Origin of the sequence: Cyanobium sp. NIES-981, from assembly GCF_900088535.1 — a bacterium.
Taxonomy (GTDB): Bacteria; Cyanobacteriota; Cyanobacteriia; order PCC-6307; family Cyanobiaceae; genus NIES-981.
This window is the reverse complement of record NZ_LT578417.1, coordinates 2,002,325-2,013,426: the sequence shown is the minus strand read 5'-3', so window position 1 is coordinate 2,013,426 and position 11,102 is coordinate 2,002,325. Positions and strand designations below refer to the sequence as shown.

The 11,102-nt window shown below is 70.8% G+C and carries 8 protein-coding genes; 2 read left to right on the top strand and 6 right to left on the bottom strand.

Annotated features, from left to right (window positions below; all coding sequences use genetic code 11):
- Window positions 1-41: 41 nt before the first annotated feature.
- On the top strand, window positions 42-1,439 hold the full coding sequence (locus tag CBM981_RS10245) for a DUF1254 domain-containing protein (RefSeq protein ID WP_087068321.1): 1,398 nt from the start codon (window positions 42-44) through the stop codon (window positions 1,437-1,439).
- 33 nt (window positions 1,440-1,472) lie between these two features.
- On the opposite strand, the gene CBM981_RS10240 is transcribed toward CBM981_RS10245, so the two are convergent.
- Window positions 1,473-3,476 (bottom strand): DUF3604 domain-containing protein, encoded by a 2,004-nt coding sequence (locus CBM981_RS10240; protein ID WP_087068320.1) that lies wholly within the window; start codon window positions 3,474-3,476, stop codon window positions 1,473-1,475.
- A 53-nt stretch (window positions 3,477-3,529) separates the two neighbouring features.
- Window positions 3,530-5,314: a DUF3604 domain-containing protein gene (locus CBM981_RS10235; RefSeq protein WP_157665406.1), complete on the bottom strand. Its 1,785-nt coding sequence runs from the start codon at window positions 5,312-5,314 to the stop codon at window positions 3,530-3,532.
- Between the two features lie 272 nt (window positions 5,315-5,586).
- Between CBM981_RS10235 and kdsB the strand changes: the two genes are divergently transcribed.
- Window positions 5,587-6,387 (top strand): 3-deoxy-manno-octulosonate cytidylyltransferase, encoded by an 801-nt coding sequence (gene kdsB / locus CBM981_RS10230; RefSeq protein ID WP_087069348.1) that lies wholly within the window; start codon window positions 5,587-5,589, stop codon window positions 6,385-6,387.
- Window positions 6,388-6,390: 3 nt separating this feature from the next.
- Here the strand turns inward: kdsB and CBM981_RS10225 are convergent, their stop codons facing one another.
- Genes CBM981_RS10225 through selD form a run of 4 tightly spaced genes read right to left on the bottom strand, consistent with a single transcriptional unit; the run spans window position 6,391 to window position 11,078 of the window.
- Window positions 6,391-6,966, bottom strand: a complete 576-nt coding sequence (locus tag CBM981_RS10225) for an HAD family hydrolase (RefSeq protein WP_087068318.1) — start codon at window positions 6,964-6,966, stop codon at window positions 6,391-6,393.
- A 20-nt stretch (window positions 6,967-6,986) separates the two neighbouring features.
- On the bottom strand, window positions 6,987-7,808 hold the full coding sequence (kdsA, locus tag CBM981_RS10220) for a 3-deoxy-8-phosphooctulonate synthase (protein ID WP_087068317.1): 822 nt from the start codon (window positions 7,806-7,808) through the stop codon (window positions 6,987-6,989).
- A gap of 34 nt (window positions 7,809-7,842) precedes the next feature.
- Entirely contained in the window at window positions 7,843-8,892 is a 1,050-nt protein-coding gene (locus tag CBM981_RS10215; protein WP_172820872.1) for an SIS domain-containing protein, read from the bottom strand.
- Window positions 8,889-11,078, bottom strand: coding sequence for a selenide, water dikinase SelD (gene selD, locus CBM981_RS10210; protein ID WP_087068315.1), 2,190 nt, complete (start codon window positions 11,076-11,078; stop codon window positions 8,889-8,891). Before selD ends, CBM981_RS10215 begins: the two co-directional genes overlap by 4 nt.
- Window positions 11,079-11,102 lie beyond the last annotated feature (24 nt).

Sequence of the window (11,102 nt, the reverse complement as noted above, 5' to 3'; positions counted from 1 at the left end):
CTGATTAGTCTGAGGGTCGGTCATGCAGGTGAGAGTGAGAGATGAACAACAGCAACAGCAACATCAACATCAACATCAACAGCAGCATCAACGACACTGCCAACGGCAGTGTGCATGGTGCTCAAGGGGAAGAGTTGGCCGAGATCGCCGTTGAGGCTTACACCTATCTCTTTCCCCTGGCGCTGATGGACGTGACACGGCGCGTCACCACGAACGTACCGGCAGGGGCCAAGCCAGGCTTCGGGCCGGCCAACCTCTTCACCCATCTGCGGTCCTTCCCGCCAGGCAACTTCAAGGAGGTGGTCCGCCCCAACTTCGACACCCTCTATTCGATTCTCTGGTTCGATCTCCGCGCTGAACCCGTGGTGATCTCGGCGCCGGACACGCAGGGCCGGTACTACATGCTGCCGATGCTCGACATGTGGACCGACGTGTTCGCGGTTGTGGGCTCACGCACGACGGGAACGCAGGCCGGTCACTACGCGCTTGTCGGTCCAGGCTGGAGCGGTGATCTGCCTGCCGGACTCGAGCGCATCGAGGCACCGACACCGATCGGCTGGATCATCGGTAGAACCCAGACCAACGGCCCGGCGGACTACGCCAGTGTGAACGCCCTGCAGGACGGCTTCCTCGCCACGCCACTGTCGCAGTGGCCAGGCCCGGCGAAAACCCCGGCGCCGGCCCTGGACCCCAGTGTCGCCATGGGCACCGCCCCGCTGGATCAGGTGCTGGCCATGGCCGGGGCAGACTTCTTCGCCTACGGGGCCGAGCTGATGGGCACCCATCCGCCCCACCTCGTCGACCAGCCCATCCTGGCGCGCATGGCACGCCTGGGGGTGAAGCCGGGCCAGCCGTTCCTTGCCGCCGAGTTGGATGCCGATGCCGCGGCAGCTGTGGCGGCGGCTCCGGCCGCAGCCCTGGCGCACTTCCGGGAGGTCGAGCCCCGGCTCAATCCGGTTGTGAATGGGTGGGGTATGGCCCGATCCGGCATCGGGGTCTACGGAACCAACTATCTGTTCCGCGCCGTGATCGCCAAGATCGGTCTCGGGGCCAATCTTCCCGAGGATGCGATCTATCCGGTCGCCTACCGCGATGGGGATGGGGTGATTCCCAACGGCAGCAACAACTACGTCCTGCACTTCGATGCCGATGCCCTGCCACCGGCCGACGCGTTCTGGTCGTTGACGATGTACGACGGAGAGGGATTCCCTGTTCCCAACAACTTGGAGCGCTACGCGATCGGGGATCGCTCCCCGCTTCGCTACAACGACGATGGCTCGCTGGATCTTTACATCCAGCACAGCGATCCTGGTGAGGACCGACGGGCCAACTGGCTCCCCAGCCCTCAGGGTCCGATCGGGGTCACGATGCGGCTGTATGGGCCTCGGCCTGCCGTGCTCGACGGCGGCTGGAGTCCGCCGCCGCTGGTGAGGGCCTGACGGAAGGTTGAGCGCGCTCCCCCCCGACTTCATTCACGACGGTGAATACCAGATGGGTGAAGTCCAGGCGCGCTCCTGGTGTTTCATCGGCACCTCCGGCGCCATGGTGATCCCGAAGCGGTAGGCGTCGTAGGCCGTCCAGCGGGGGGTGGGGATTTCGATCACCCGGGCGTAATACACGGCCCGCTGGGAGGGATCGAACTGGGGATCGCGCCAGACGGCAGCCAGCTCCGGAGCGCCGATCGTGTTCGTCCAGCTGGCGGTGGCCACGTCCACGGTGTCGCCCACCGGCGGCAGCTTGCCATCGGCACCGGGCCGCCGGTCGCCCGCCCAGACCACATCGAAGATGCGTTCCTGGGGTTTGCCGCTGCGGTCGCTCCAGATCTTGATCACCTGGATACGATCGAGGTTGGCGCCGATCGGATCCTTCAGGGCAGCCACCAGGAAGGTGGGGGCGCTGCCGGGATCCCTGCCGGCCTGGGCCAGATCACCGCCCATGGGCACGCCCTTGCGGTAGCCCGCATCAGCCAGGGTGCGGCTGCGGGCATCCTCGGGTTTGAAGGCCCAGCCGCCGAAGAAGCGCACGGTCATGCGGGTGCCGGAGGTGGCATAGGTTTCGCGGCGCTTCATCGCGTCCCAGAGGGCCTCGCGGCTGTTGGCGGTGGCCCACACCGCCGCATAGCCGGCCGCCTCGTACTGCCAGGTGTAGCGGGTCTTGCCGAACCCCTGCTTCGACACATGCTTCCAGCGATCAGGACGGGGTTCCTGGTTCACGTGCTTGCCAAAGAAGTTCTCCTCCTCGATCGCCGTGAGCGAGTTGTGCACATCGGTGCCGCCGATGAAGCCGAACCTGAACGGATTCACCCCCAGCTTCTGCTCCTGGAGCAGCCCCTGGGCCAGACCACCGCGCAGGTACATGAAGGGCCGCATCTCGGGGGATTCCGGCTTGTCTTCGAGGGTGAGATTGCCGTACTCCCAGCCGGCGATGCCGAAGTTGGCGAATTCGTCGTTGGGCGAGAGGGACGGATGGGTTTCGCTGGATCCCTTGGTCTGCATCATCTCCTGCAGGGGTTCCCAGCGGGAGCGCCGCTCGGCATAGCCGCGGCTGAGGGGCGCTCCACCGAAATCCACCAGCTCGAACATACGGCCATTGGAGAGATTGCCGTTGTGGGGAATCGCCAGCAACCTGCCGCCGGTTTTCGCTTCGTAGCGGGCCATCCAGTCCCAGAGTTTCTCGGGGTCTTCGCTCTGCCAGGCCGAGAAGGGCAGGACCTGATCGGCGCGGGCCTTGCCGTCGCGAAAGAGCACATTGCGGTGCAGGTTGTTGCCGCCCGGCACCGAGGTCCACTCGTAGCCGATCATCGCGGTGAAGCGGCCCGGCTCGTTGTAACGCTCGGCCGTGGCGGTGTAGGCCTGCCACACCGAGCGCATGATCGGCACCACCACCGCCGGATCCTTCACCGGCGGCGGCAGCGTGCCCTGGGCCTGGGCCGACACCAGCTCGTTCATGGCGTCCTGCTGCGGCTTGCCGCCGGCCTTGAGGGCCTCACCCCAGCGCTTGAGGGTGGGATCAGCACTGAGGGCCGGGTTGCCCGCCGCCACCTGCTCGATCACCCCAAGCCCCTCGGCGTGGTCGGAGATCACCAGAAAATCGAGCGGCCGCGAGAGTTTCACCGGCAGCCCCGTCGACGACACCACCTCCTCGCCGCGGGCGAAGCGGTAGGCCTGCTCGGGGGTGAGCCGGTTGCCGCCCATGAAGGCGTCGCCGGAGTTGGAGGTGTGGTGGTGCGTGTCGCCGAAGTACACCCGAGTGGGAGTGGTTCGGCCGGCATAGGGCGAATAGCCCTTGGCCTTGGCGCCGGGCCGGGCCTCAGGCGCCCCCTCTCCCTGGGCCCCGTCCAGCGTGTCGGTGTGATCCACCAAGCCGCGCACCGGGATCGCCTCCTCGGTCTGCGCGCCGCTGCCCGCCAGGGCCGCGGCCCCCACCAGCGTGGCGCCCAGCGCCAGGGTGATCCAGGAGAGGGGTCGGTTGGCCATCGAGAAACGGGGCGAACTAGGGAACAAAAAACGGGGGAGGGGTGCTCGGCGGATCAGCTTCGCTGCGGCGCCGGAGCCAGCCAGATCGGTGAACTCCAGGCGCGCTCCTGCACGGTGGCGGGCACCCCCTGCAGCAGCGGCAGCCCGGCGCGCACGGCGTCGTAGGTGCTCCAGCGGGGGGTGGGAATCTCCAGCACCCGCACGTAATAGAGGGCCCGCACGGATGGGTCGAAATTCGGATCCCGCCAGGTGGCCGCCAGCACCGGGGCTCCGAGGCTGTTGGTGTAGCTGGCCCGCTTCAGATCCACCGTGCTGCCGATCGCCGGCACGCGGCCATCGGCGCCCGGGCTGCGCTGGCCGGCCCAGGCCACGTCGTGGATGCGCTCGTGGGTGTTCCCCTGGGCATCCACCCAGCCCTTGATGATCTGGATCCGATCGAGATGGGCGCCATCGGGATCCTTCAACGCCCAGACCAGAAACGTGGGCGAGCCCGCTCCCCGGCCTTTGGCGGCCGGCAGATCCCCACCCATCGGCACCCCCTGGCGGTAGGCCAGCTCGACCATGTCGCGACGCTCGTCCAGATCCCGGGGATAGCTCCAGCCGGCGAAGAAGCGCACCTTGAGGCGGGTGCCACTGGTGGCGAAGGTCTCCCGGCGCTGCATCGCATCCCAGATGGCGCCGCGGGTGTTGGCGGCGGCCCACACGCCGGTGAGCGCACCGGGGTTGAGATCGCGGCCCTTGATCCAGCCGCCCACCTCGCCATCGCGGCGCCGGGCCACCGTGCCGTCGGCGGCCCCATGGCTGCCGGCCATGAAGTTGTCCTCGGCGGTGTTGCCGGGGGTGCCGTTGTGGCTGTCGGTGCCGCCGACGAAGCCGTACTTGAAGGGGTTCACCCCCAGCCGCTGCTCCTGGGCCAGGCCCTGGATCACCCCGTCGCGCACGAAGTTGCCCTTGCTGAAGGTGCGGCCGCTGTAGTCCTGAATCGAATCGGCATTCTCGAAGCCGGCGAATTCATCCGCCCCCCAGAAGGCACGGTGCACCTCGGAGTTGCCCTTGATCTGCATCATCTCGATCAGGGGCTCGAAATGGCTGCGGAGGTCGGCGTAGGCGCTGTCGATCGGTGCCCCATCGGGCTTGGTGGCCGCGAACATCGTGCCCTTGCTGGCATTGGAGTTGTGGGGAATGGCGAGCACCCGCATCCCCTGCCGCTCCAGCCCCTGGAACCAGGCCCAGAGCCCGGTTTCCCGGTTGATGTCGATGTAGCTCATCACTTTGTCGGGCACGTTCATGTCCCGGAAAAAGACATTGCGGTGGAGGTTGCCGCCGCCGGGGGCGGCGCTCCACTCGTAGGCCGGGATGGTGGTGAAGCGGCCGGGGCTGTAGTGCCGCTCGGTGGCGGCGAGGATCTCCTGCCAGCCGCTGCGCTCGGTGGCCTCACCGGCATAGAAGGGCGGATGGCTGGGGGTGCTGCCGCGGTTGCTCTTGACCACCATCTCCAGGAACCAGTTCTCCCGCTCCTCGTAGGTCTGCAGGGCCCGCAGTTGCTGGATCAGGGGCTGGTTGTGGCCGGGCGCGCCAGGAACGAGCGTGCTGTACATCTCACCGATGTATTCGGCGTGGTCGGTCACGGCGGCCCAGTCGAGCGGACGCTTGAGGCGGAAGCGCTGGCCGCTCACCTCTACCATCTCCCCCTTGGCGAAGCGATAGGCGCCGTCGGGCGTGAGCCGCGCACCGCCGATGTAGGCATCGAGGGAATAGGCGGTATGGAGATGGCTCTCGCCGAAGTAGGCGTTCTTCGGCAGCGGAGCCGAGGTCTTGGCTGCGGCGGGGCCTTGCAACAGGGGAATGGGCGCCAGCGCCAGCCCGAGGGCCAGCGAAGCCCCTCCGAAGCGCTGGAGGGCTGCGGAACGCTGCCCACGTGGCCGCTGTGGTGGGCAGGCCCACGAAGAACACTTCGGCATGGCCAGCCTCAGCAAGATCCATCTTCAGTTTGTGATGCGGCAGGGAATGGCAGGCCGCCCGCTTCCCATTTCGTTGAGGGCCCTTCCGAAATCTGCACATGCGCGAGGATCCGCCCAGCGCTGCCCAGCCCTTGACCGAAGCCCGCCCGATGGACCCAGTCCTGGCTGCCTCTGGCTCCCCTTCTCGCGTGGTGGTGGCCGTGCCGGCGCGGCTGGCCTCCTCCCGCCTGCCCGGCAAGGTGCTGGCCGACATCGCCGGCCGGCCGATGCTGCAGCACGTGGTGGAGCGGTGCCGGCTGGCGCGGGGGGTGGATGCGCTGGTGGTCTGCACCGACAGCCCCGAGGTGGCGGCGGCGGCCGGCGGCTGGGGCGTGCAGGTTCTGATCACGCCGGCCAGCTGCAGCAGCGGCAGTGAGCGGCTGGCGGCGGTGATCCCGGCCCTGCTGGAGGCTGGTGGGGGCGCTGCCGACCAGACGCTCGTGATCAACGTGCAGGGCGATCAGCCGCTGCTGGATCCGGCGATCATCGAGGCGATGGTGGAGCGCTTCGCCGCCCTGGGCCGGCCGGCGGTGCTCACCCCGGTGTACGCCCTGCCCGCCGGAAAAGTGCACGATCCCAATGTGGTGAAGGTGCTCCTGGCTGCTGACGGCCGGGCGATCACCTTCTCGCGCAGCGCCCTGCCCCACGTGCGCGATCTGGCCCCGGAGCTCTGGACCACCCGCACCACCTACTGGGGCCACGTGGGCCTCTATGGCTACCGGGGGGATGTGCTGGCGGGCTGGCACAGCCTGCCCCACTCCTCCCTGGAGGATCTGGAGAAGCTGGAGCAGCTGCGCCTGATCGACGCGGGCGTGCCGATCACCACCTTCGTGGTGGAGGGCGACTCCCTCTCGGTGGACACCCCGGAGCAGCTGGAGCAGGCCCGTCGCCTGGTGGCGGCCGCGGCCTGATCCTCAGCCGTTGCCCTCGCGCCAGCCGCCGCTGTGCAGCGCCGCCAGGGCTCCCCGGCTCTGCAGCAGAGCCTCCGCCAGTTCCCGCACGGCGCCATGGCCGCCCGGGCTGCGCAGCACCCAGTCGGCCCGGCGGCGCAGGGCCCGGGCGGCATCCGCCGGGGCCACCAGCAGGGCCGTGGCCGGCCGCACCGCCAGGTCGTTGAGGTCGTCGCCGATGAAGGCGGTGTGGGCGGGCGTGGCGCCCACCTCGGTCTGCAGCTGCTGCAGCCCCGCCAGCTTGTCGCCCACCCCCACCCGGCAGTGCTGGATGTGGAGGTGGTGGGCCCGCTGCTCGATGGCGCCGCTGCGGCCGCCGCTGAGCAGGGCCACCTCGATGCCGGCGCGCTGCAGCATCCGGATCGCCAGCCCGTCACGCACGTTGAAGCGTTTCACCACCTGGCCGGCGGCGTCGTAGTGGAGGCCGCCGTCGGTGAGCACGCCGTCCACGTCGCACACCAGCAGCTGCACCGCCGCCAGCCGGCGGCCGGCGGCCAGGCGCTGCAGCCGTGAGCGCAGCGCGGGGAAGGGGGCAGCCATGGCGCTAGCTCCTGCCCATCTCAGAGGGTGCTCACGGCCAGGCCATGCTCCACCACGGCCCGCAGCGCCATCAGCTGGCGCAGCAGGGCCTCCAGCCGGTGCAGCGGCACCATGTTCGGCCCGTCGCTGAGGGCCACGGTGGGATCGGGGTGCACCTCCATGAACAGTCCGTCGGCCCCCACCGCCACGGCCGCCCGCGCCAGGGGCGCCACGAATTCCCGCTGGCCCCCCGAGGTGGTTCCCTGCCCGCCCGGCTGCTGCACGGCGTGGGTGGCATCGAAGATCACCGGACAGCCCAGCGCCTGCATCTGGGGCAGGCCGCGGTAATCCACCACCAGGGTGTTGTAACCGAAGCTCGAGCCCCGCTCGGTGAGCCAGAGGCGGCCGCTTTCCGGTTCCAGGCCGCATTCCCGCAGCTTGTTCACCACCTGGGCCATGTCCCAGGGTGCCAGGAACTGGCCCTTTTTCACGTTCACCACCTTGTCGGTGCCGGCCACGGCCCGGGCGGCGGCCTCCACCAGGTCGGTCTGGCGGCAGAGGAAGGCCGGGATCTGCAGCACGTCCACCGCTTCAGCGGCCGCGGCGGCCTGGTGGCTTTCGTGGATGTCGGTGAGCACGGGGATGCCCAGTTGCTCGCGCACCTCCTGCAGGATGCGCAAGCCCTCGTCGGGGCCCGGCCCCCGGAACGACTTGCCGGAGCTGCGGTTGGCCTTGTCGAAGCTGGCCTTGAACACATAAGTGATGCCCAGCTCACGGCACAGGCCGCTCACCCGCTCCGCCACCTGCAGCACCAGATCGCGGCTCTCGATCACGCAGGGTCCGGCGATCAGGCGGAAGGTCATGGGGGGGATGTCAGGGGGGCTGGGGAGAATCGGCTCAGCTGGGGGAGGCCACCGAGGCGCTGAAGCCGGCCTGCACCAGATCATGCAGGCGCAGCAGCCCCTCCAGCCGCAGGGGGTCGTCCGGCGACACCACCGGCATCACCGAGATCGCCTGGCGGCGGTTGCGCTCCATCAGCTCCAGCGCCTCGGCGGCGAGCACATCGGGGGTCACGGTGATCGGATCGGCGGTGGCCATCTCGGCGGCGGTGATCCGGTCCCAGTCGCCCGGCCCATGGCGCTGCAGGGTGCGGCGCAGGTCGCCGTCGGTGATCAGCCCGGCCAGCTGGGAGGGATCGCTGCCGTGCACCCAGCTGGCGCCGAGGCTGCCGCGGCCGGGGCTGCCCTGGGTGAGGTGGGCGATCACCACCGGCAGGCGGGCCTCGGGGTGGAGCGGTTCGATCTCGCCGGCGGGCACCATCAGATCCCCCACGGTGAGGGTGAGGCGGCGGCCGAGGGAACCGGCGGGGTGGTTGATGGCGAAATCGAAGGGGGAGATGCCGGCCCGCTCCATCCACACCGCCGCCAGGGCATCCCCGATCGCCATCGCCACCGCGGTGCTGGCGGTGGGGGCCAGGTTGAGCGGACACACCTCCCGGTCCACGGCGGCGTCGAGCACCAGGTCGCAGCCGCGGGCCAGGCTCGAATCCACCCGGCCCACCAGGGCGATGCGGCTGGTGCCGCGCCGCTTCAGGTGGGGAAGGATGGCGAGCAGCTCCTCGGTCTCGCCGCTGTTGGAGAGCAGCAGCGTCACGTCGTCGGCAGCCACGATGCCCAGGTCGCCGTGCAGGGCGTCCACGGGGTTGAGAAACACCGCCGTGAGGCCGATCGAGGAAAAGGTGGCGGCGATCTTGCGCGCCACGATGCCGCTCTTGCCCACGCCGGTCACCACCAGCTTGGCGCGCCGCTGCCGGCAGCTCTCCAGCAGTTCCAGGGAGGCTTCCACCTGCTGGGGATCGAGGCGTTCGGCGGCCGCGGCGATGGCGGAGGCCTCCTCCTGCAGGCAGCGGGTGAGGGCGGACAAGGGCAGCACCGGGAGTGGCGTCATTCTTCCAGCCCCTCCCCGGCCCGCACCCGTGCCACCAGGGCGGCCCTGGTGAAGCCGGCCCGGTGCAGGCTGGACAGGGCCGCGGGGGCGGCCGCGGCAGGCACCGCAGCCAGCAGGGGGCCGCAGGTCTGCGGGTCGATCAACAGACCCGGAAGCGGGCTGGCCGCCGTGCCCGCCAGCCGGATCGGTCCTTCCAGCAGGGCCAGGGCCGCGGCATTGGCGGGGGCCAGGCTGCTGGCGTGGCCAGCGGCCAGCAGCCGCAGTGCTCCGGGCAGGGCGGGAATGGCGGCCGCATCGAGTTCAACCTCGAGCCCTGGGGAGCTCGCGGCGACCATCTCGCCCAGGTGGCCGAGCAGCCCGAAGCCCGTCACGTCGGTGCAGGCCGTGCAGCCGTGCCGCTGCAGCAGGGGCACCAGCGGCGCCTGGCTCTGCTGCATCTGGGCGAGGGCCTGATCGAGCCACCGGGCTTCCGCCGCCGCGGCCATGGCCGCGGCGAACAGCACCCCCGTGCCCAGCGGCCGGCTGAGCAGCAGGGCGTCCCCCGGCCGCAGCGGGCCCTTCGGCCAGTGCTGCTGCGGTGCCACCACCCCGTTGACGCTGAGGGTCACCACCAGGCCACCACCATCCCGGCCTTCCAGCGTGTGGCCCCCGAGCAGCGGGGCGCCGTGGGCGTCCAGCACCGAGCGGATCCCGGCCAGGGTCTGGTGCAGCAGGTCCTGCTGCAGCGCCGCCGCCGCCTCGGGCACGGTGACGACCGCCAGGGCGCTGTGCAGCCGGGCGCCGCTGGCCCACAGGTCGCTGCAGGCGTGCAGGGCGGTGAGGCGGGCATTGAGCCAGGGATCGTCCACCAGGGCGGGAAAGCCATCCACGCTCTGCAGCAGCAGGACGCCGCCCTCCATCGGACCCACCAGGGCGGCGTCCTCGGCGCCGGCGCTCTGGCCGCTGGCGCTCAGCGCCGCAAGCAGGGGGCTGGCGGGCAGCTTGGCGGCGCAGCCCCGGCAGGCCATCGGGCGGCCGCCCGCCCCACCGCCGCCTGCCCCAGCGCCTCCCGCAGCGGGCCGCTGGGCTGCGGCCATTGCGGCGCCGGGCTGGAAGCGCCGCATGAAGCGCCGGTCGATGTGGTCTTTCCAGCGCCACAGCAGCCGGCTGGGTCCCAGAGCCAGCGGGCCCCACAGGGCGATCGCCCGTGGGGGGCCGGGAGCCCCGCTGCCCGTGCCGGCATCGCCCAGCAGCTGCAGCGCCCACCGCTGCGGCCGCCAGGGGAGCAGCCGGCGGGGCACCCCCGCCGGACCGGCCTCCAGGCAGCGCTCCAGGTTGACGGCGAGGGTGGGCGCGGCCCGCACCGCCCAGACGCCGGAAGGGGGACGGGGAGCCTCGGCGATCACGCCGCAGTCGCCGCAGGCGAACAGCTGGGGATGCCCGCGCACCTGCAGGCTCGTCTCGGTGAGAACACGGCCCCGTGGATCAGCGGGCAACCCGGCGGCCGCCAGCCAGGCGGGGGCGCGGCTGCCGGTGCAGGCCAGATCGGCCCGTTCGTCGCCGCGCACCCCGCGGTGCACCTCCACCCCGGCGGCCTGGAGCAGGGATTCACCGGCGCGGTTGGCGGCGGTCGAGCCCAGGTGCAGCCGCTCGCCCCGCAGCAGAAGGCTCACCGCCACAGCGCGGCGGCGCAGGGCCAGGGCCAGTTCCACCGCCGCGGCGCCACCCCCCCGGATCCGGACGGGAGCCCCGCGCAGGGAGGCGCCGTCGAGCTGCTCTGCCCAGGCCAGGAAGGGTTCGAGGGGCTTCACGGCCAGGGCCTGGGGCGCCCCGGCCGGAGGGTCGGGGGTGGCGGTGACCGATCCCACATCCAGGCTCAGCCAGTCCCAGTGCAGGGACGGCCTCCCCTCCAGCAGCAGCGTGCGCTTCCCGGCATCGAGCCCCACGATCTCCGCCCGGATGAATCCCACACCGGCGCGCAGGCAGAGCTGCCGCAGGTCGATGGCGGCCTCGTGCTCGCCGTAGAGCCCGGCCACCAGGCCCGGCACCATGCCGGAGTAGAGGGCCGTGCTGTGGCGGCTCACCAGACTCACCTCGCCCGGGCGGGGGCGCCGGCCCCGGCCCATCGCCAAGCGGTACAGCAGCAGGGCATGGGTATGGCCTCCACCGGCGAGCACAAGATGGCCGGCGGGGCCTGGGTTCGGCATGGCAGGGGGAGGCGGCCGCAGGCA

Coding starts and splice junctions, on each gene's coding strand:
- CBM981_RS10245 (WP_087068321.1), top strand. CDS start 42: ATGAACAACAGCAACAGCAACATCAACATCAACATCAACAGCAGCATC.
- CBM981_RS10240 (WP_087068320.1), bottom strand. CDS start 3,476: ATGGCCAACCGACCCCTCTCCTGGATCACCCTGGCGCTGGGCGCCACG.
- kdsB (WP_087069348.1), top strand. CDS start 5,587: ATGGACCCAGTCCTGGCTGCCTCTGGCTCCCCTTCTCGCGTGGTGGTG.
- CBM981_RS10225 (WP_087068318.1), bottom strand. CDS start 6,966: ATGGCTGCCCCCTTCCCCGCGCTGCGCTCACGGCTGCAGCGCCTGGCC.
- kdsA (WP_087068317.1), bottom strand. CDS start 7,808: ATGACCTTCCGCCTGATCGCCGGACCCTGCGTGATCGAGAGCCGCGAT.
- CBM981_RS10215 (WP_172820872.1), bottom strand. CDS start 8,892: ATGACGCCACTCCCGGTGCTGCCCTTGTCCGCCCTCACCCGCTGCCTG.
- selD (WP_087068315.1), bottom strand. CDS start 11,078: ATGCCGAACCCAGGCCCCGCCGGCCATCTTGTGCTCGCCGGTGGAGGC.